Source organism: Anaerovorax odorimutans DSM 5092 (assembly GCF_000426305.1).
Lineage (GTDB): Bacteria > Bacillota > Clostridia > Peptostreptococcales > Anaerovoracaceae > Anaerovorax > Anaerovorax odorimutans.
In genome coordinates this window covers 1-22,575 of record NZ_AUFC01000035.1, presented here as the reverse complement: position 1 = coordinate 22,575, position 22,575 = coordinate 1, and the positions used below count along the sequence as shown (strand labels likewise).

The 22,575-nt window shown below is 29.4% G+C and carries 20 protein-coding genes; 8 read left to right on the top strand and 12 right to left on the bottom strand.

Annotated features, from left to right (window positions below):
* The first annotated feature begins 419 nt into the window (after positions 1-419).
* From K292_RS18885 to K292_RS0111630, 4 genes are all read left to right on the top strand, one after another.
* On the top strand, positions 420-1,139 hold the full coding sequence (locus tag K292_RS18885) for a sensor histidine kinase (protein ID WP_169515463.1): 720 nt from the start codon (positions 420-422) through the stop codon (positions 1,137-1,139).
* The gene (locus tag K292_RS0111640; RefSeq protein ID WP_027399973.1) at positions 1,136-1,954 is read left to right on the top strand and encodes a response regulator; all 819 of its coding nucleotides are present in this window, start codon (positions 1,136-1,138) and stop codon (positions 1,952-1,954) included. The genes K292_RS18885 and K292_RS0111640 overlap by 4 nt, the downstream gene beginning before the upstream one ends.
* Before the next feature lie 308 nt (positions 1,955-2,262).
* On the top strand, positions 2,263-2,817 hold the full coding sequence (locus tag K292_RS0111635) for an ECF transporter S component (RefSeq protein ID WP_027399972.1): 555 nt from the start codon (positions 2,263-2,265) through the stop codon (positions 2,815-2,817).
* On the top strand, positions 2,802-3,542 hold the full coding sequence (locus K292_RS0111630; RefSeq protein ID WP_037373150.1) for an amidohydrolase family protein: 741 nt from the start codon (positions 2,802-2,804) through the stop codon (positions 3,540-3,542). The genes K292_RS0111635 and K292_RS0111630 overlap by 16 nt, the downstream gene beginning before the upstream one ends.
* A gap of 115 nt (positions 3,543-3,657) precedes the next feature.
* Here the strand turns inward: K292_RS0111630 and K292_RS0111625 are convergent, their stop codons facing one another.
* The 7 genes from K292_RS0111625 to pepF form a co-directional block, all read right to left on the bottom strand.
* Entirely contained in the window at positions 3,658-4,548 is an 891-nt protein-coding gene (locus tag K292_RS0111625) for an MBL fold metallo-hydrolase (RefSeq protein WP_027399970.1), read from the bottom strand.
* Between the two features lie 128 nt (positions 4,549-4,676).
* Positions 4,677-6,347: a biosynthetic-type acetolactate synthase large subunit gene (ilvB, locus tag K292_RS0111620; RefSeq protein ID WP_027399969.1), complete on the bottom strand. Its 1,671-nt coding sequence runs from the start codon at positions 6,345-6,347 to the stop codon at positions 4,677-4,679.
* Positions 6,348-6,452: 105 nt separating this feature from the next.
* A complete protein-coding gene (ilvC, locus tag K292_RS0111615; RefSeq protein WP_027399968.1) occupies positions 6,453-7,448 on the bottom strand; it encodes a ketol-acid reductoisomerase in 996 nt (331 codons plus the stop codon).
* A gap of 298 nt (positions 7,449-7,746) precedes the next feature.
* Entirely contained in the window at positions 7,747-8,112 is a 366-nt protein-coding gene (locus K292_RS17030) for a hypothetical protein (protein ID WP_037373147.1), read from the bottom strand.
* Between the two features lie 209 nt (positions 8,113-8,321).
* Positions 8,322-9,218 (bottom strand): RluA family pseudouridine synthase, encoded by an 897-nt coding sequence (locus K292_RS0111605; RefSeq protein WP_037373146.1) that lies wholly within the window; start codon positions 9,216-9,218, stop codon positions 8,322-8,324.
* Positions 9,219-9,469: 251 nt separating this feature from the next.
* A complete protein-coding gene (locus K292_RS0111600) occupies positions 9,470-10,267 on the bottom strand; it encodes an NAD(+)/NADH kinase (protein WP_027399966.1) in 798 nt (265 codons plus the stop codon).
* A gap of 37 nt (positions 10,268-10,304) precedes the next feature.
* Complete coding sequence (gene pepF, locus K292_RS0111595; protein WP_027399965.1) at positions 10,305-12,101, bottom strand: oligoendopeptidase F; 1,797 nt, start codon at positions 12,099-12,101, stop codon at positions 10,305-10,307.
* Between the two features lie 97 nt (positions 12,102-12,198).
* Here pepF and murI point away from each other — a divergent pair, with 97 nt between their 5' ends.
* Together murI and K292_RS0111585 are read left to right on the top strand one after the other, a co-directional pair.
* A complete protein-coding gene (gene murI, locus K292_RS0111590; RefSeq protein ID WP_027399964.1) occupies positions 12,199-13,017 on the top strand; it encodes a glutamate racemase in 819 nt (272 codons plus the stop codon).
* Positions 13,018-13,030: 13 nt separating this feature from the next.
* Positions 13,031-13,687 carry a hypothetical protein gene (locus tag K292_RS0111585; protein WP_027399963.1) on the top strand — a complete coding sequence of 219 codons (657 nt, stop codon included), beginning with the start codon at positions 13,031-13,033 and terminating at the stop codon, positions 13,685-13,687.
* Positions 13,688-13,931: 244 nt separating this feature from the next.
* Here K292_RS0111585 and K292_RS0111580 read toward each other — a convergent pair whose 3' ends face one another.
* The 5 genes from K292_RS0111580 to K292_RS17025 all read right to left on the bottom strand — a co-directional run bounded on the left by K292_RS0111580 (position 13,932) and on the right by K292_RS17025 (position 20,199).
* Complete coding sequence (locus K292_RS0111580; RefSeq protein WP_027399962.1) at positions 13,932-15,449, bottom strand: sodium:solute symporter family transporter; 1,518 nt, start codon at positions 15,447-15,449, stop codon at positions 13,932-13,934.
* Between the two features lie 132 nt (positions 15,450-15,581).
* Positions 15,582-15,869 carry a YerC/YecD family TrpR-related protein gene (locus K292_RS0111575; RefSeq protein WP_027399961.1) on the bottom strand — a complete coding sequence of 96 codons (288 nt, stop codon included), beginning with the start codon at positions 15,867-15,869 and terminating at the stop codon, positions 15,582-15,584.
* Positions 15,870-15,974: 105 nt separating this feature from the next.
* Positions 15,975-18,152, bottom strand: a complete 2,178-nt coding sequence (locus K292_RS0111570) for a M56 family metallopeptidase (protein WP_027399960.1) — start codon at positions 18,150-18,152, stop codon at positions 15,975-15,977.
* Between the two features lie 15 nt (positions 18,153-18,167).
* Complete coding sequence (locus K292_RS0111565) at positions 18,168-18,530, bottom strand: BlaI/MecI/CopY family transcriptional regulator (protein WP_037373143.1); 363 nt, start codon at positions 18,528-18,530, stop codon at positions 18,168-18,170.
* Positions 18,531-18,606: 76 nt separating this feature from the next.
* The gene (locus K292_RS17025; RefSeq protein ID WP_051280694.1) at positions 18,607-20,199 is read right to left on the bottom strand and encodes a glycoside hydrolase family 26 protein; all 1,593 of its coding nucleotides are present in this window, start codon (positions 20,197-20,199) and stop codon (positions 18,607-18,609) included.
* A gap of 213 nt (positions 20,200-20,412) precedes the next feature.
* On the opposite strand from K292_RS17025, the gene K292_RS17020 reads away from it, so the two are divergent.
* The gene (locus K292_RS17020) at positions 20,413-21,627 is read left to right on the top strand and encodes a YibE/F family protein (RefSeq protein WP_084145987.1); all 1,215 of its coding nucleotides are present in this window, start codon (positions 20,413-20,415) and stop codon (positions 21,625-21,627) included.
* Positions 21,628-21,671: 44 nt separating this feature from the next.
* Entirely contained in the window at positions 21,672-22,424 is a 753-nt protein-coding gene (locus K292_RS0111550; protein ID WP_027399958.1) for a Rossmann-like domain-containing protein, read from the top strand.
* The last annotated feature ends 151 nt before the right edge of the window (positions 22,425-22,575 follow it).

The window sequence follows — 22,575 nt, the reverse complement described above, 5'->3', positions numbered from 1 at the left end:
ACCTCAAAGTTCTTATTACTACAGAACCTTTTTGGATCTTACAAAACAAATTTAGCAGTTTAAGTTACGAACATTATTCAATACCAAACTATATTATTTCTTTACTTTTTTTATATATATTGACAACAAAATTAATGAGTAATTGTAATATAAAACTATATAAACTCAGAAAAATATTTAAATATTATTATATTTTAGTATTTTTTACCTTTATATTTGCAAATATTGATTTTTACAATAAATACTTAGGTTTATTACTGCCTTTAAGCTTATTTTCATTCCCCTATGCAGTATTTATATTGATAAAAGTCAAAACTATACTAAATAAAAAATCAACAATATATCTAGTAATAAATATATTGTTGATTTCTTCTCTTTTTATAGAAACCATTTATATAAATGGTTATATAAAATATAATATGAATTTAATATTTTCTATATGTGCACTCATTTATATCAGTGCAATAATATATTTTGATATATTAAAATTAAAACAATTGTATATTAATTCACTTAAATTATCTATTATTGAAAATAAATTAATAGAAAAGGAAATTGATTTATTGCTTACACAAATAAAGCCTCATTTTTTGTATAATACATTAACAACCATACAATCAATGATAAAACATAATCCGAACATGGCTTATTTATTAATAGGAAATTTAAGCACCTATCTAAAAAACAATATGGATTATATTAATAATGACCATCTTATATTATTCTCGAAAGAAATAAAACACATAAAAACTTATATAGCTATAGAAAAAGCAAGGTTTGGCAAAAAAATAAATGTCATATACGATATACAAACGGATGACTTCAAAGTGCCTACTCTTAGTATACAACCTTTAGTTGAAAATGCAATAAAACATGGTATAACTCAAAAATCAAATGGTGGAAAAATAATAATAAGAAGCTTTCAAACTCCGAATTTTTTTATAATACAAATAATTGATGACGGTAAGGGATTTGATACAAAAATACTTGAAAATAAAAAACATTCAATAGGCATAAAAAACATAAAATTCCGATTAAAAGTGATATGCAACGCTAGCATTAACATTACCAGTAAGATTGGAATAGGAACTACTGTATTAATTAAAATCCCTAAAATAAAAAGGTTAGGTGTAATATGAAAACAATTATAGTTGATGATGAGCATTGGGTATTAAAGGAGCTTGAAAGTTATTGTAATGAAATCAAAAGTATAAATTTAATAGGTAAATTTACAAATTCTAAGGATGTAATTAATTTTGCTGAAGAGAACTTTATAGAGTTAGCAATTCTAGATATAAAATTACCTGAAATAAATGGATTGGAGCTTTGCAGAATATTAAGAAACATTTATCCAAATATAGTAATTATATTTTCTACGGCATATAAAAATTACGCACTTGAAGCATATAAATTACATTCAATTGCTTACATACTTAAACCTTTTAATATGGAAGAATTTGAATATGCAATAACAACTGCAAAAGCACTTATCAATAATCAAAATAGTATACTCCATAAAAATAAAGTATTTATAAATACTTTTGGCAGATTTGACGTATTTATTGATAACGAATTAGTAGTATTTAAACGTGCAAAATCTAAAGAATTGTTGGCACTCCTTGTAGATATGCAGGGAGGATTGGTAACAATTGAACAAGCTGTCAGTGTTTTATGGGAAAATAGGCCATACAATAGTAATGTAAAACAGATGTACAGAGATGCTACGTCTCAATTAAGAAATACTCTCATGCAATATAATTGCTCTTCTCTTGTTAAAATTATTCGCGGAGGATGTTATATAGATGTAAATGAATTTGAATGTGACTATTATCAACTATTGAAAAATGATAAAAAAGCAATTTTGTCATTTAATGGAGAATATATGTTTGATTATAGTTGGGCTGAACATACATTAGCTAAATTATTATTATTAAAAAAAAGCCATATTGAATAGTATATTTATAGATTCAATTTCATCATATAACTTTTTATATTATGAAAAAAAATTAATTACAATGATGAACAAGTTATAAAAGGTACATCAAAAATTTGACTGTACCTTTTTGTTTGATATCAATACGAATACAATTATCCAGAATTTAATTATTTTATATATAAATATACCAATTTGTATATAGTAAAATTAATTTCTTTGTATATTTTAATAAAATCAGTAATCTGATAACATTATTTAATATAAATTAACCCTTGCAAGGACCAATTAAAATTAATTATATGAATAATATTAACAGGAGAAAAAATATGCAAAATAATATTTTAAAAATATGTGAAACGGGAATTTTTACGGCAATGGTATTTATCGCAACATTTGCACTTAAGCTGCCTATTCCCTTCACTGAGGGATATACACATTTAGGGGATTGTATGATTTTTATATCAGTATTGTTACTTGGCTGGAAAAGAGGAGCTTTAGCCGGCGGTATTGGTGCTGCATTGGCAGATTTAATCGGTGGATTCGGAACATGGGTACTTCCCACACTCATTTGTAAATCTGTTATGGCTGCAATTATGGGTATTATCATAGAAAAAAAACTTATAAAAAAATATCCTCGAGTTCTTTGGATTATTGCTGCAGTAATAGGTGGTTTTCTTCAATGTATTGGTTATACAATTACACGAATTATCCTATATGGCACCGGGGTTGCAATCGCTTCAATTCCAATTTTAATTTTGCAGACAGGTATAGGAATTTTCCTTGCTTTTGTAATTTTAGAAGCCTTACAAAAAACCATGCTTAAAAAATATTTCACATATACTACTGTTATAAAAAAGGAGGAATTATGTCAGACAGAATAAAAAAATTTAAAAAAATTGATGCACATAGTCATATTGGAAATTTTGAAGGTTGGCCAGATGTAAGAATTACTGCGAAACAACTTATAGCGCAAATGGATGAATATAATATAGAAAAAACAGTATTATCTACTTTCCCTATTGAAGATAGTATTATAGCTGTAGACAGTTATCCTGATCGTTTTATTGGAGCAGCTTGGATTAATCCTTACGAAGGTAAAAATGCTTTAGATGTTATCAAAAATTGTGTAAATAGTCACGGATTTAAAGCAATAAAACTTCATCCCTTATTTCAAGCTTACAGAGCAAATGATGATTGTGTTTTCCCGTTTGCAGAGCTTGCAGAAGAACTTGATATTCCACTTATGATTCATTCAGGACATCCCCCATTTTCTCTTCCATGGAGTATTGCACAGCTTGCAGAATTATATCCGAAGGTAAAAATGGTCATGATACATATGGGGCATGGTCATGGAGTATATATCCAAGCAGCATTAGATATGGCTAAAAAGTTTCCAAATCTATATTTAGAAACTTCAGGTATGCCTATGCATAATAAAATAAAAGAAGCCTATGAGACAATTGGCTCAGATCGAATAATGTTTGGAATAGATGCTCCTTTCCATCATCCTTCAGTAGAAATCCAGCGCTCTTTAATATGCGGTCTAAATGACAAACAGTTGGAAGATCTATTTTATAATAATGTAAAAAAACTATTAAAACTTTAATATAAGAAGCTAAAGAATTTTTATTCTTTAGCTTTATAATAAACAGTTAATAAAATATCTATAGCTTTTAATACAATCAATTTTAAACATTATATTCAAGAAGTATAGCAAATTTTTATATAGTTTTAGAACCAAATTCTTTTATTATAACATCTATATAATTAACTGCATTTATGATAAAAGCTTCTTTTGGTTGTTGATTTTTTGTACTGCCTATCCAAAATTTTTCTGTATATGACCTTAAAATTTCTTCCTTATTTTGTCCTTTTTTATAAAGGGATATTATAAAATCTTTGCTTTTCTCAGCTGATTGAACAGCCATGTCCCAATACTTCTCTCTATAAAAACTCGGGACCCATCCATAATGAGGTGAAATAATATTTCGAGCCTTAACTCTTCTGCATTTTTCAATAGATTTAATTGTATCAGCATAACTTTTTAAAATAGGAGAAAATATCTCATTATTAATTAATACTCCAATAGTTTCTCCGGGAAAAATAATATTATCAGGCTTCATAAAAAAACTTAAAGAGCATCTTGTATGTCCGGGAGTCTCTAAAACAATAATTTTTTTATCACCCAAATCAATAACATCATTCTCCTTAACTACTTTATCAATTCCCATACCTTTCATAAGTATAGTAGGAATCGAATCATTACCTTTAAATTTCTTCCATGCTACTTTAGCTAATTCTTCCATAACTTTTAATGCTGATGGCTTATTTAATATCTTTTGAGCATAACCTGAACCTAATGATATAAGCCCCGGCCATTCTTTTCTTAAATACGGCAGTCCACCAACATGATCATAATGAGAATGAGTTACAATAACATAGTCTAAAGGTCTTCCATTTAATTCTTTCTTAGTATTTTCAACCATTTCCGGTGCACAATACGCCATGCCGCAATCAAAGATTGCCGTTTTTTCACTTCCCAAAAATAACAACACATCTCCACCGTCACCGCCTGTAACTGTTTTTATATTATGATTTAAAATCTCATTCATTTTTCATCCTCTTTATTTCTTACCAAAAATAGAATAAAGGATTGCATATGCAACCCTTTTATGTTCTAAATATTGTTTTAAAGGCTTAACCTAACTAACATATAAGATAAATTAAGTATTCTTATTACTTATTTCAATATCATATTCTCTGCTAATACTTGATTATTAATTGCCTCTCCCGGCGGAACAATCGGCCAAACATTTTCATCAATATAGATTTCACATGCAATAACAGTACCTTTTCCCTTTTCTTTTGCATCCTTTAGTGCTTCTGTAAGACTGTCAACACTCTTTACATAATATCCATTAAGACCAAAAGCTGAAGCCAACTTTTCATAATCAATAACATCTGCTAAATCAGTTGCCGAATATCTTTTATCAAAAAAAAGATTTTGCCATTGTCTTACCATACCTAAAGTATTGTTTTTTATTACTATACTGATAATGGGTAAATCTTTTGCTGACACTGTTGCCAGTTCATTTAAATTCATTCGAAAACTTCCGTCACCACTTATATGAATTACTTGTTTATCAGGATTACCTATCTGGGCTCCTATAGCGGCACCAAGGCCAAAACCCATAGTTCCAAGACCACCTGATGTAATAAAGGTTCTAGGCTTTCTAAAAGGCCATTTTTGAGCTGTCCACATTTGATGCTGCCCTACATCTGTAACTACGATTACATCATCACCAACGATTTTATTTACAGTATTTATAATATTGTTTGAATCAAGTTTTTGCTTTAATTCTTTTGGTTTTTTCTTCCACTGCTGTACTTTTTCAAACCATTCATTTCGATTCTTTTTCTCTATATAAGGCATCATTTTTGTTAATGCTTCCTTAATATCTGCAGTTAAGCTATAATCATATCTAACATTTTTCCCTATTTCAGAAGGATCAATATCTATATGTATAATTTTAGCTCCTTTAGCAAATCTTTTAGTATCTCCTGTAACACGATCACTGAATCTGGATCCTATTGCAATAATAAGATCACTGTGATGAGCTGCCATATTTGCATCTTTTTCACCGTGCATACCTAACATTCCAAGAGAAAGAGGATTCCTTCTGTCAAATGCTCCCATACTCATAAGTGTAGTAACAACAGGAATTTGTGATTTTTCTGCTAACTCAGTAAGTTCTTTTGATGCTTCTGAAATGATTACACCACCACCGGCATATATAATAGGTTTTTCAGACTCATTTATTGCATTAGCAATTTCTTTTACCTTATCTGAATTTACATATGGTTTTAAATCCGATTTGACAGCTTCTTCTGCTTTATATTCACCAATTTCTACCATAAGATTTTTAGGAATATCAACAAGTACAGGTCCTGGTCTTCCACTTTTAGCAATACGAAAAGCTTCTCTGATTTTAGGAGCTAATTCCTCTACGGTTCTGCAAAAAAAACTATGCTTTGTAATAGGCAATGCTACTCCTACAATATCTACTTCCTGAAATGAATCTTTACCCAGAAGACTAATTGGAACTTGTCCTGTTATTACAACCATAGGGCTGGAATCCATATACGCAGTTGCTATACCTGTTACTGTATTAGTTGCCCCAGGTCCGCTTGTAGCAAAACAGACCCCTACCTTTCCAGTAGATCGAGCATATCCATCTGCTGCATGTGTAGCTCCCTGTTCATGGCTAGTCAGTATATGATTAATTCTATCTGTATAGTCATAAAGTGCATCATAAAGCGGCATAATTTGCCCTCCCGGATAGCCAAAAATTGTATCCACGTTTTGCTCTACTAAGCACTCCATTATTATTTGAGATCCCTTTAATTGCATTGTTTATCACCTATTTTTTCTGTATATTTTACATGCTGCCTAAATATAGACAGCATGTATTTTTATATTTATTAATCTTAGTAAGAACAATCGCAAAATCGTTTCTTATGCTTCATCATTCCAAGAATACATTTTTCTAAGTTCTTTACCTACTTTTTCCAATTCATGCTCAGCTTTAATTCTTCTTGTAGCTAAGAAATGAGGGCGATTTACTTTATTTTCACTTATCCAGTTTCTAGCAAAAGTACCATCCTGAATTTCTTCTAAAACTTTTTTCATTTCTTTCTTTGTTTCTTCTGTAATAATTCTCTTTCCAACTTCATAATCACCATATTCTGCAGTGTCAGAAATAGAATATCTCATCTTAGAGAATCCACCTTGATAGATTAAATCTACGATAAGTTTCATCTCATGAATACATTCAAAATATGCATTTGCCGGATCATAACCTGCTTCAACCAATGTTTCAAACCCAGCCTGCATAAGAGCTGTTACACCACCGCAAAGAACAGCCTGTTCTCCAAATAAGTCAGTTTCTGTTTCTTGTCTGAATGTAGTTTCAAGAACACCTGCTCTTGAACCTCCAATTCCAGCTGCATAAGCAAGGCCAATGTCTGTTGCTTTTCCGCTTGCATCCTGATATACTGCGATTAAGCATGGTACACCTTTTCCTGCAACATATTCACTTCTTACTGTATGACCAGGTCCTTTAGGTGCAATCATAATAACATCTACATCTGTAGGAGGAACAATTTGTCTGAAATGAATATTAAATCCATGGGCAAAGGCTAATACTTTACCTTCAGTTAAGTAAGGCTTAATGCTTGTATTATATATGTCTGCCTGTTTTTCATCTGGTACTAATATCATAATAATATCTGCAGCCTTTGCAGCTTCAGCTGCTGTAGCAACCTTTAATCCAGATTCTTCAGCTTTTTTCCAAGATTTACTTCCTTCATAAAGACCTACTATTACATTTACACCGCTTTCTTTTAAATTCAATGCGTGTGCGTGTCCCTGGCTTCCATAGCCAACAATAGCAACAGTTTTTCCATCTAGTAGTGCTAAGTTACAATCATTTTGATAATAAATTTTTGCCATTTTCTTTTCTCCTTTGTATATCATTAAGTTTTTCAACTATATAAATAAAATAATTAATCTATTTTACTACTATATTATGTATAAGTCAAGTTAGCTGAACTGCATTTTTAACCATTATTTTAGCTCGATATTATTATGTCTGGCAATATATTATTGGCTAACTTCAATATTGATTTTTTAATATTAAATCAATATTTATAATACTATTTATTATATTATAAAATAAAAAGCGATAATATTCCATATCGCTTTTTAAATATGTTCAAAATTTTTATTAAGAATATATAGCTTTTATTTTTTAACAGCCGCCAAATAATCCTCCTAAGAAACCACCTCTGCCTCCTTTTTGGTTTCCAAATACTAAGAAAAGAACTACAATTATAAGTATCCAGCTAAATCCACCGCCGCCATCACAGCAATCATCTTTACAACCGCCGCCAAAACCGCCAAATATGTTTGAACCTCCACATAGTAAGAAAATAATTATAATAATCGGAATCCATGTGCCAAAATCCCAGTCGTTATCACAAGGATCATCGCATGGATCACAGCAAGGCTCACAACAAGGCTCAGGCTCACAAGGATGCTTTGGTTTACATGGCTGCCTATCATAACAATCACATCTGTCGTCACGATCAAAACATTGTTTAAATTCTTCGCCCAAAATAAACACCTCCATATTTTTCATACATTATATGCAAATGTTACAGTTATTGTTACACCTTTATATGGCAGCAAATTTTTTAAGATTATAATTAAAATATTGTTAACCTCTTTTTTTTATCAATTTTTTCAACACGATCATTTGAAAAATCTTAACAGTTTTTATTTTTTATACTCTTTATAAAGTTTTCTTAGCATTAATAATTATGGTCATTCTATTTTTTTTATCAATTCAATCATATCATCCGGTAATTCGGCTTCCACTTCCATTTCTTTCCCTGTAATAGGATGCTTAAAAGATAAATATCTTGCATGTAATGCTTGGCGCTCAATAAGCCAAACAGCTGTATTTCCATAAAGTACATCTCCTACAACAGGATAACCAATATGTGACATATGCACTCTGATCTGATGTGTCCTACCGGTTTCCAGTAATAATTCTACCTTAGTATATCCTTTTTCATATCGTTTAAGAACTTTGTAATGTGTAACTGACGGATACCCATCATCCCGAACTATTCTAATCACATGATCATCCATAGCCTTAGCAATAGGCAAGTCAATAGTTCCTTCATCATCACTAATTATTCCTTTTACTATTGCAACATATCGTTTAGTAACCTGCCCTGCACTCATCTGTTTTGAAAAATCATTTTGGCAATGGGAATTTTTTGCAATAATTAAAAGACCTGAAGTATCCATATCCAGTCTGTTTATAAATCTTATTTTGAAATTCTGATCTGTATTAATTATATACTTCATAATTCCATTTGCTATAGTATGATTGGGATGCCCTTTTGTAGGATGGACCACATATCCCGGTTGCTTATTTATTATTAATAAATCATCATCTTCATATACAACATTTATTTCTATATTTTCCGGCTCGAATTCACTTTTTTCTTTTGGCAGTCTTACTGTAATTTTATCTCCCAATTTTGGAACCAAATACATTTTTATGCTTTTACCATTGCAAAATACACTGTTGTTTACCTTTAACTTTGTCATTAATCTTGAAGAAAAATTGAAATTATTTTTTAATATTTCTTTTATCTTAAGGTGCGTGTCCTTCTCTTTTACAATATATTCAAATTTACTTTCTTTCATCTTTTAACCTTGCCATATTCCTTCTTTTTTTATTTTTTATAATTTTATATTATTTATTTAATCTTGTAAAATAATATTTTAATAAAAAAGTGCTAAACCTAAAATACTAAATTTCTATTTGTACATATTGACAATTTAATAATCTAATTCTACCTATTTAAAGTAATTATTTAATAATCAGTAATCGTATCAGCATATTTACTATACAAAGAAATTTTCCCAGAGTATGTAAATTACTTCTGGGAAAACCTTTATAAAAATTTGCTCTTAACTTTATTCCAAAAATCATAGTTTTCAAATCTTAATAACTTCACAACAGAATCAGAAAACTCAATAAAAATTTCTGACACTTGACCATATCTTTTTTCCATACCATCTTGACTAATTAATACTCCGGTATTTATAAATTCTTCAGGGTTAATTTTAACCGATAAATTAGGAGGAAGCAATACGCTTGAAGTAAAAGAGCGATACGCGGTGGTATTCATTGGGGCTATTGGAGTTATTTGCAGCAACTCTAATCTGGGATCTACAATACTTCCTCCCAAAGCATAATTATATGCCGTGCTTCCTGCCGGTGTGGCAACCAAAATACCATCTCCGCTAAATCTCTCAATAAAACTGTCTCCGATAGACATATTTAAGTGGATAGAATGAGAATGATTTCCTTTAATTACAATCTCATTAAGGCCCTTATGCTCAAATTTTTCATTCCCTACAGAAACTATGGCACGAACAGTTTTCAAAGGCTGTATCCCATATTTCCCTTTTTTATATCTAAATATAAATTCATCTAACCCATCCGGATTAAGTTCCTGAAAAAAGCCCAAGTGTCCTGTATTTATACCTATAAAAGGTATATCCGGAAAGTCATATTCATGTAAGGTTTTTAGAAAAGCACCATCACCACCTATACAAATTATTAGTTCTGCTTCAGAATCAAACTCTTTTGGTACTACAAATCCGCTATTTTCAAGTTTACACTTTAGCAATCTTTCTGTCTCAACAGAAAGAGGTGTTTTATTTGCAAAAACATTAATACGTCTCAATTTTTCCTCCACAAAATATCTAATCTCTCTATACCAGCTATACCAGTTTTTCTATATCTATAATAAGTTTCTCAAATGTATCCATTGCTTTTTTTATAGGTTCAGGGCTGCTCATATCTACACCAGCAATTTGAAGAAGATTGATAGGATAATCGCTGTCCCCTGATTTTAAGAATTTTATATAATTGTCTTTTGCTTTTTCACCCTCATTTAGAATTTTCTCTGAAATAGCTGAGGCTGCAGAATAACCTGTTGCATATTTATATACATAAAAAGCATTATAAAAATGAGGTATTCTTGCCCATTCCATTTCAATTTCATTATCATAAACAACTTTATCTCCAAAATACTTCTTGTTTAGTTTTCCGTATTCACTGCAAAGCCATTCAGAAGTGAGAACTTCACCTTTTTCAACAGCTTCATGTGTAAGCCTTTCAAATTCAGCAAACATAGTCTGCCTGAATAAGGTTGTCCTGAATTCTTCAATATATAAATTAAGCAAATACTTTTTCTCATTAGGGTCAGTACTTTTTTCTATAAGATGTTTCATTAAAAGAGATTCATTAACTGTAGATGCAACTTCTGCAGTAAAAATGGAATGTCCTCCGTAAACAAATGGCTGAGTGGTTCTAGTATAATTTGAATGCATAGAGTGACCCATTTCATGTATAATTGTAAATACGTCCTTTAATTTCCCTGTATAGTTTAACAAAATATACGGCATACTGTCATAACTTCCAAAAGAATATGCTCCACTTGTTTTGCCTTCATTTTCATATACATCTATCCAGCCTTCTTGCAGACCTTTATTCATCCTGCTTAAATAATCTTCACCCATAGGTGTAAGCCCTTCTCTAATCATATCCAAGGCTTTTTCATAAGGAATATTTTCTTTAGGCATCTCAACTAAAGGGGTGTACATATCATACATATGAACTTCATCTAGGTTAAGCATTTTTCTTCTGACTTCCACATATCTGTGAAGTAAATCAAGCCTGCTGTTTACAGTATCGACCAAATTATCATAAACACTTATAGGAATATTATCTCCTGATAATGCAAGTTCAATAGATGAATTATACTTTCTTATTCTTGACATAATAACATCAGATTTTGTATTGTAATTATAAGTGGCAGCTAAAGTATTTTTTTGTTTCTCATAGGCTGCATATACATGCTCAAAAGCTTCTTTTCTCACTCTTCTGTCATGAGACTCCATAAATCCAATATATTTTCCATGGGTAACTTCAACCTTATCTCCATCTTCATCTATTATAGACCCAAACTTAATGTCAGCATTATTAATCATACTGAATATATTATTTGTAGCTGAAGTAACCTCACTAAACTGTGCAATTAAATTTTCTTCACTTTTAGAAAGAATATGAATTTTTTCTCTTAAGACTTCATCAATTACAAACTTGTAAATTTTAAGTCCATCTTCTTCCTCAATAAAACCTTTAAGTTTTTCTTCTGGAATCTCTAATAGTTCAGGTGTAAAAAATGACATAAATGATGCAGTCTTTGCAATAAGTGACTGTGCTCTGTCAGCCATAGCCTGATATTTACTGATTCTATTATCCTCATCTTTTTTCATGCGTGCATAAACATAAACTCTTTCTAAAATAAGCCATATGTTATCTTTCTGCTGTAATGCATCTAATAATATGGAAGCCCCTTCCCCTAATCTACCGGAAAACTCCATAAATTTCTCAGCTTTTTCTTCTACAGACTTATAATCTCTTTCCCAATTAGATTCATCATTATACATTGCTTCAATATTCCACTTATATTTTTTATCAATTTGATCTCTTGTTTTCGTTTCTTTGCTCATATAATTCCCCTCCGAAAATTTATTTTTTTTCTATTTACATATTCCTTTGAATTTATTAATATTATTATATCACATATTGAAAGGAATAATCAAAATTATGGATAATAGACCCATTGGGTTTTTTGATTCTGGTTTGGGTGGTCTGACATGTATACCATACTTAATGAAAGCCCTGCCAAATGAAAGAATTATATATTTCGGGGACACTGCAAGAACACCATATGGTTCAAAAGCTCCTTCCACAATTACAGCATTTTCTTTGCAAATAGCTAACTTTTTAGTTCAAAACAATGTAAAAATGATTGTAATTGCCTGCAATACGGTAAGTGCAACATGTTTAGACGAGCTTCGCAAGATGTTTCCCAAAATTCCTGTTTTAGGAATTATTACTCCTGCTGCTAAATTAGTAGCATCCACATGTACACCTAATAACCACATTGGAATTATCGGTACTAAAGTTACAATAAAAAGTGAAGCCTATACTACAAAAATCCTAAAATTTAATCCAAACTTAGATATTAATTCAATAGCGTGTCCTACTTTTGTACCTCTAATTGAAGAAGGAATTATACAAAATGAAATTATGGACTTGTCAATAAAATACTATTTGGATAATTTCATTTCCTACAATAAAATAGATACTCTCGTTTTAGGGTGTACTCATTATCCTTTAATCAGAAAAAATATACAAAAACTTTATCCTAATATACGTATTATAAATCCATCAGAAGAAATACTAGAAAGTATAAAAATGAAATTAAAAGATAATAATCTTTTAGCAAATAGTCCCTCCATAGATAATACATTCTATGCCAGTGACTTGTCAGAAAACTTTGTAAATATGATTAATCGTATATTTGAAAACTCTGAATTTAAAGTAGCATTTAAAAATTTTGATTTAGAAACATATAAATAATGAGGTGAATATTATGGAAATTGAAGAACTATTAGATTTTTTAGAAATCGAATCTCCCACAGAATTCTCTTTTTTTGAGCATTTTTCTGATTTAATTGAATGTGATAAAATTATCTCTTATGATGCATTTTATACGGCTTTATCCGAAGTAGATGCCAATGTTTTAGTAAATATTACAGATAATTATTTCGAAGATATACAATCAGGAATACCTGATGATTCTTTAGATTTATTTACCTTGCTCGATACTATAAAACAAGCTTTAATAGGTTTAGCTCAAAATACTGATGATTCTGAATCAAGAGTTTTATATGTTGATGAACTTTTCAAGTTTAGAAATTGGTATATTTTTGATGGAATTGCCCACTGTCATAAACTAGATAATAATGAAATTATGGAAATTACAGTCAGCCAAGCTTTAACACTCTCAAGAATAGAAAAGCTCAGCAAAGAAGAACATTCTTTTGATTTTTCTGATTGTCTCAATTATGATCTGGATGAATATGCGCTATCATTCATAGCCTCTTCCGACGACAATCTTAAAGATTCAGAAGAAGAATCTGATGATTATAATGAGAAACGTAATTTATACGAAGAAGTTCTTATTGATATAGACAATCCAGCTATTGATGGAGAAAATTACGAAGAAGAAGAGGAAAACTATTATTAATACTTTACCTTTTGAAAATATAGTATCTCATATTAGTAAAATAAAGATTACGTAACTTATTTTGAATTTGAACCGCTTTAAAAACATGAATAAAAATTTAATTATAATATAAAAAATAAGATACTCCCTATTAAGTAAGCAAAATTATATTTCACTTACTTAATAGGGAGTTTATTATTTAATAATTGGTACAACAATACCTAATTAGTATATAAATTAAAAATTAATCAATTTATTATAGTTACTATTCTACAGTTCTAAACACTGCCTCATTATGTTCAAAGGTAAACTTTTTAGAAAATAAGCTTACAATAGGAACAACTATAAAAGATACTGCCATTGCAGTAACTCCAAGTTGAGGTGCTAAAGTTTTAGCCGCATCAAATCCATTAATGCTGCTGAAGTAAATTAAAAATCCTCCCACAACTACTATACCGCTTAACAGGCCAGCCCAAGCTCCTGCTTTTGTAACCTTTTTAGAATACAACCCCCATAAAAATGGTCCTATAAACGATCCTGACACAACGCCCCATGAGAATGACATAAGATTAACAATAAATGAAATATTCATTGTTGCAAATAAAAACGACAATGCAATAAATAAAACACATAATCCTCTCATTAAAAGCATTTGGCTGTTGTCCTTTATATTAGGATGTATTTCTTGAACAAAATCTATAGAAACTGCTGAACTTGAAGAAAGTACAATTGCTGACAAAGTAGACATTGATGCCGATAATAACAATAGCATAATGACACTAAGTACTATTGTGGAAAATACATTATGAGTCAATGCCATCATCAACAAACTCGGTATTACTCCATCAAAGCCACCTTCTACATTAGGCATTCCGTTTGCATCAGCCGCAATAAATAATCTTGAAAGTGATCCTGTAAAATATGCTCCACATCCAATGAAAAGCGCAAATAACGTTGATACTATAGTAGCTATTTTTATACTACTTTCATCTTTTATAGCATAATACTTATGAACCATCTGCGGCAGTCCCCATACACCAAAGCTGGTTAATAAAATGTTTATAATCAACATTTTTCCACTTGCCCCTCCGGTAAAATCCACAAGCTTCATATCAATATTTGATAATTTTTCATAAACCGCAGCAAATCCTCCAACTTCAGGTCTTGAAACCAATATTAACACCATGCATACTATACCTACTATCATAATCAATCCTTGAATAAAATCATTTACTGCAGTGGCAATATACCCGCCAAGAACAAGATATATACCTGTAAGAATAGCTACAATTAACATACAAGTAATTGGTGAAGCTCCTACAAAAATAGCACTGAATAATGTTCCAAGTCCTTTATATACTCCTGCTGCATATGGAACTAAAAATACAAAGATTATAGCAGCTGCATAAATTTTCATACCTTTGCTTTGATATCTTGCATCAAAAAATTCCGGCATTGTTCTTGAACCTAAAGTCCTTGTCATACGTCTTGTCCTCTTTGCCAATAAAAGCCATGCGAGCAAGCAACCAATTGCGGCATTTCCAATACCAATCCACATACTTCCAAGTCCAATATTCCATCCGAACATTCCGCCGTAACCAATAAAAATAACGGCTGAAAAATATGAGGTACCGTATGCGAATGCTGAAATCCACGGTCCTATACTTCTGCCGCCAAGTAAAAATCCTTCAACTGTACCTACCTTTTTTGAGCTGTGAATACCTACCATTAACATCACAGCAACAAAAACTACCAATGTAATCGTTGCAATAATTTGTGTCATATTAAATTTCCTTCCTTTTTACCTACTTTGTGTGTTTACACACCCTACAAAAACCATAATATAACAAAATCCTACATTTTTCAAGGTAGGATTTTGTTATATTCATATTTATTTGTTATATGTTATATATAATTAAAGCTTCTCTAAAACTCTTTTATAACCTTCAGCTCCATATACTAAACATTTATTTATTCTGCTGATAGTAGCCGTACTAGCCTTTGTAATTTCTTCTATCTCATTATATGTCTTATGCTCATAAAGCAATTTGGCAACTTGAAGTCTTTGGGAAATTGCATGTAATTCATTAACTGTACAAACATCCTCAAAAAATCTATAACAATCTTCTTCTGTTTCCAGTGCTAAGATTGCTCTAAACAATTCATCTGTTTCTGTACTTTTAAATTTAGATTCGTAAGCCATTGTTAACTACCTCTTTATGCAAAATTAACTTTATTACTTTAAAGCTTTATAATATAATTATATCATTTCAATTATTGTATAGCAAGAAATTTTGTTCATGTTAAATTATTTCGTTATTTTTTCTTTAAGTTTAGCATAAAATAATCTATTTTGAGGATTGCCTTCTACATCCATATCATATTGCAGTGATGCTGCTACATTTTCACTGATTTTAGTTTGATAAAAACCTGTTTCTAAATTATTTTCTTCATTTATTACTGAAACTCGAAAATCTTGCAAATCAATCTCAAAAATAGTATTTTTAGATCCTGTCAATATTAATTTATCTTTAATAAGATTAATTCCCCACATTCCATTTTTATATAATTCTAAATTTTTTCCGCTGATTTTATCTTCTAGTATATTTGATATAAAGTAATCCTTATTTTGGTCGATCTTATGAACTACAATTTTTGCTCCCTTTTTAAAATCTTCTTTATATACAAAATAGTTTTCATTTGCATAAGCTGAATAAGCTTCACCATCAAGAGTATTTTTAATTGCTGTTTCCTTGCCTGTACTGATCTCACGTCTTACTATTTGAGTATCTTTACTATTTGGGGCATATTTCTGATATGCTATATAGCCATCTAAGATATTTGAGTAATCCTGATTGCCGTTTGTAATAATTTCATCTATAATTTTTTCACTTTTTATACTCCAAATAATTAATCTATCTTCTATTTCCCCTAATGTGTTTTTATAAATTTCATGCCAAGTTAAATAATTATTACTTCCATTTAATTTTATATCTCCAAAAGATAAACCTTTTGCAGCATCTATTGTAAGATTTTTTTCAACTCTTTCTTCTTCATACGGTTTTATAATTTCATATTGTTTATTACTCTCTAAATCATATTCCATAATAGACCATATATCATTATCTTTTTTCCCCGTATCTTTCAAGGTGAAATATATCTTTCCAAGAGAATACTGTAGACCTGCTGCCGATATTTGTTTATTGTCTTCTTCAAAAAATATCTCGTTGCTTCCTGTTACTAAATTATACTTACCTAATTTAAATCCTCCAAGATTATTTTCATTATTATTCTTTGAAAGTATATAATATACGAAATCATTATCAATATAATAATCTGTAATATTTTGATTATTATTCTCCATGATTTTAAGATTCACGAAATTAGGCTCTAAAGCATATGCAAGCACTTTTCCTGTCAATTGCTGTATAGGATTTGACATACAACCTGCAATGAAAAATATTACTAATGCAATACATATAATAGGTTTATTAATAGTTTTTTTCTTTAAAATTAATATATTTTTTATTCTTTCTTTTATTGAATTTTTACCAAAAAATGAAAAACTATTTACTCTTGTTTTTTTAGAAGCATTTGCAAAATCAAAGATAGACTGTGCATAAGCTTTACGCTCATTATATCCTAACAAAGCTATAACCTTTTCATCACACGCAAGTTCTATATCTTTTTGCACAAAAAAACTGCTTAACCATACCAACGGGTTAAACCAATGAAATGAAACGACAATTTGAATAAACAATTTTTTTAAATTGTCATACCTTTTAATATGAACTAATTCATGTAATAAAATATGATTAAATTGATCGTTATTATCCATGGAAACAACTATTGTAGGTCTTAATATACCATAGACAGCGGTATCTAATTCTCCATCACTTAACTTTAACTTAATCTTTTTCTTTAACTTTACTCTGTTTTTAAGTTCTTCTAATTTATCATAGTTTATACATTTTAATCTTCTCACTCTTAATAATGTCACTGTATATGTAATAATTGTAATAATAATTAATAATAAAGAAATACTAAACCAAATTTTAACTATTACATTTTTAATGTCAAAATTTGAAGCTTCTATATCTTTTATATTATTATTATAAAAATTTTCATCTTTAGATTTTATAAGATTTTGGTTATTAACATCTACATTCTGTGAATATCCTTCATCATTATTTGTATTAATAAACTCTTCATTTGTTTTTTCCTCTACTCCTGTTAATGAATCTGGAATGACTTCTTCATATACATATTGAGTCGGATTTACTCTCGAAAATTGAAAATAATCTAAACTTATGTTAAAAGGAATACTCAGCCTTATAAAAACCATCATCCATATTGCAACAAAAGCAATCTTTTTAATATGACCTTTTTTTAATGTTAAAATTCCCTTTAGTATTAGTACAATAAAAATCATTATAGAAGCCATAAAAGATAAGCTTATTACAGTTTCAAATATTTTATCTAACATAATACTTCTCCTGTATTATTTCATTTTCTCAATCATAGCTTTTATTTCATCAATTTCCTCATTTGATATTGACTTATCTTTTAAGAATGCTGAGAACAAAGTAGCAGCTGAACCTTTGTAAAATCTATCCAGTAAGCTTTTTGTTTCTGTTCTTCCAACTTGCTCTCTGCCAATTATAGGTTTACATATAAAGCCGGGTTCACTTCTTTCTATAACACCTTTTTCCTGTAATTTCTTTAAAACAGTATAGGTAGTATTTTTTTTCCAGCCATAGGCTTCATTCATACGCTGTGCAGTATCTTTAGCGCTTAGTTCTTTATATTCCCATAAAATATCCATTACTTTTATTTCTGAATCAGGTAATTTAATTTCATTCATCTTTCTTTCTCCTAAATATATCTACATTAATTCTATCTGTATAGAATACTATTGTCAAGATTAGCTTAATTATTTACTAAGTTAAATTTTTCCTAAAGATATCTATTAATTCTTCTGTTTCATCAATCCAATAAGGTCTTGCAACACTTCCATCTGAATCCAGATCTCTTCCACTCCACCATATGGCTACTTTTATTTGATCATAGTTCTTAATTTTATCAAACATATCAAGTACCCATGCTTCTTTATTACCACCTACGCTGCTCGAAGAAAATTCAGTAATCATAATAGGTTTATTATAATTTTCTAAGACTTTCTTATATGGAATCTCATAAATTTCATCAAAGGATCTCCATTTTTCTGCGTCATAATAAGTTCCTGTATTATACCCTGTTAATCCTATAACATCTACATACTCATCCCCTGGATAATACATATCTTCACCATTCCATTTAAAATCAGGCAATGATTTTTCATTAGGGTTCCATACCCAAATAACATATTTTGATGCGCCTTTCTCTTCAAATTTTTTATAAACATATTTATATAACTGCTTAAAAATTTCTGTATCTTTTGATGTATGATAAGAACTATACATACACCAATCTCCATTCATTTCATTACAAAATCTCATCAAAACTGGAATTTTTGCCTCGTTTATTTCTGAAATAAATAAATCTAAAAATTGATCATATTCCCCATTTAAAATATCATACACCATATTTCCATCTTCCTGCGAAGTAGTCTGTAATGTTAATTCTAATATTCTATTTTCTTTAGCCGCATTTGTTAATCCTTTTCTTAAAGAGGATACATCATTATCCTTATTAAAATGTTTATAATATACGAGAAAAGGAAATTTATACTGAATCCGATTTTCCAAATTTTTTAAATTAGTAAAGTCTTCCGGCGCACTAGGTTCGAAAATACCCCATTTTAATGTACTTTTTTCTCCAAAATACTTTTCATATACTTCTTTTGTTTCTTTATTCCAATTTTTATTTTCACTAATATTATTATTTAATATATTTTTGTCAGCAATCTTTTCATATGAACCAGCGCTTGTCTTTTTATAAAAACTTGACACAATGTCAACATATTGATTTTCACTGTAAAAAGGTTTCTCTGATTTAAATAAAAAAGTAAAGACTACTTTATTACTTATTTTCATATCCAAAGAAGCATAATAATTTTTGTCATTCTCTACTTTACTCAATTTGTTTCTTGACCATTTAACTACATGGGTATTATATCCTGCCATAATAAGATCTTGTTCATATTCTTTTTTATGATCAACAGTATTTTCCAAAAATTTATTAGAATAATTTATATAGGTTTCAGGAGAAACTCCTTCCTTTAAATCTTCTTTGTATATTTCTATTTGCATATTATCATTTTTTAAAACAGTTCGTATCCCTGCTGAATCCATATATACTTTTAAATCATCTGGAATCAATATTGAATATCCATCTATAAAATTAGTAAAAAGATTTACATGTTGGTTAACTTCCTTGATAGCGTAATATTGTTCTTCTATATTTGATTTAGGTAAAGCTACCTTATCTGCATTATTATTTTCATTATTATTATCATTTATTATAAAAGAAAATCCCATAATTATAATGCAGCATATCAGGGTAACCCCTATAATTATTATCCTTCTACTCATATCTTCTACTCCCCCGCGTTTTTTTAAGTGTTCTATGTTATGTATTTTATACGTTCTATAATCATAGAATATCTTCTTGTTTTTATTCTATAATTATAGAACGCATATGTCAAGAGTATTTTTTTACATAAAATTGACAAAGTTAAATATTGTAATTATAATTAATACAGCAAATTATTATAAACTAAAATTAAAATAAATTAGGAGTACACAATGAAAACAAAAAGAAATAAGAGCTACTTAGTATATATACTAACAATTATTTTATCAATTATACTCATTTATACAGGTAATCAATATACTATGGGAACAGCAAAGTTTTTTGATAATGAAAATAATACACCAAGTGTAAAGGCAAAAGTTATAAAAGTTATAGATAAACAAAAAAATGTAATTGACTATGGTGAATCTACCAAACTGGAAGAAACAACCGTGTTGTTTTCTTGTAAAATTTTAAGCGGTGAAAATAAAAATAAAGTTGTTGAAGCCTCTCAAAGTATAGACTCAACTATTTATCATAATCTAAAAGAAGTAAAGCTTAATGATAAAGTAATTATATGCAATATGCCAAATCAAACTAGTGATACATCTTGGGTTTTAATAGAATATGTTCGTTCTGATATATTAATATGGCTGGGAATCAGTTTTTTTATTCTGCTATTGCTATTTGGTAGGTTTAAAGGATTCAACACAATTGTATCTTTAACTTTTACCTGTCTTGCAGTTTTCTTTGTATTTATACCATCTATTTTAACCGGCAGAAATATATATTATTGGTCAATAATTACTTGTGTCTTTACTATATTAATGACACTTTTAGTTATTTACGGTGCCAATAAAAAAAGTTTGGCAGCCGGATTAGGATGCTTCGGAGGAATCATAGTCAGCGGATTATTAACTCAAATAATGAGTAAAATTTTATCACTTACAGGTTTTGTCAGTGAAGAATCATATTATTTAACTATGATGGCAACAAATAATCCTATAGATCTAAAAGCCATTATATTTGCTTCTATTATTATTGGAGCATTAGGTGCTATTATGGATGTTTCCATATCAATTTCATCTTCACTTTATGAAATATATGAGCAGTCTGAAAAACAAACTATAAAATCAATAATTAAATCAGGTATAAGAATTGGACAAGATATAATGGGAACTATGTCTAATACTTTAATTTTAGCTTATATTGGAAGCTCTTTATCCATGGTATTACTCCTTCTTACTTACAACAATTCTTTTATTGAACTTTTAAATCGTGAATTGATTGTGGTTGAAATTCTACAGGCACTTGTTGGTAGTATAGGAATTTTATTTACAATACCACTTACATCTATTATTTGTGGTATTTTATATAATAAAAATAAATACAAACACTCAACAGAAGAAGAAACTAATGTCTCATTAAACAATATTAATAATCTTTAACTACATTTTTTATTAAAAATTATTTATATAAGGGGGGTTCACAAATGATATTAAATAACATCTTTGAATTAGGTAAATCAGAACTACAAGGGAAAAAAATAAAAGATGCTGTTATTGGACTTTCAATTATCTCAGTGCAATTAGATAATGGTGATATAGGAAGTTCTTATGTTCTAAGGGAAGAGCTTGACAGCTGCTGCTCTATTTTTCCTAAGAATTTTGACTTAATAGGTATGGATGCAATAGATATAGCAAAATGGGCACTTAATGAAAAAAACATTTTAAAAAGAGCCCTAGGAATTGCTACTTTAAATGCAGGCAGCAGAAATAACTATAACAATACTAGAAATTTAGAATCTGTTGATTTTATAAAAGAAGTCAAGGAGACAGATGTAGTAGGCATGATAGGTCATCTAGGACCGATAATTAACGCTTTAAATGGTAAAACAAAAGACTTTATAATCTTTGATAAAGGGAAAAATGAAGATGGGGTCTTATCTCAAGATCTTCAATCAGAACTTCTACCTACTTGTGATGTAGTTTTTATATCAGGAACTACATTTATTAATAACACCATAGATGAAGTATTGGAAAGGTGTAATAATGCAAGAGAAGTTATTTTGGTAGGATCAAGTACCCTAGTATATCCAAAAGCTTATAAAGATTCAAAAATTAGTATTCTTGCAGGGTCGTTATGGAAAAAAGAATATAAAGATGATATCTTTAGAATCATATCTCTAGCAGGCGGTATAAAAAATCTATCTCAGTATATGGAAAAAGTCTCAATAAGAGTTTAAATTTTAAAAAAAGATGTTGATAAAATCAACATCTTTTTATTATTTAGAGACTTTAAATGAGTGTATGAAAAAAAGTCTGTAAATTAACTTTCTATGATAAGATTTTAAATGTGGTCGGCTCATTTGAGCTGACCTTAACTGTTTTCAATAT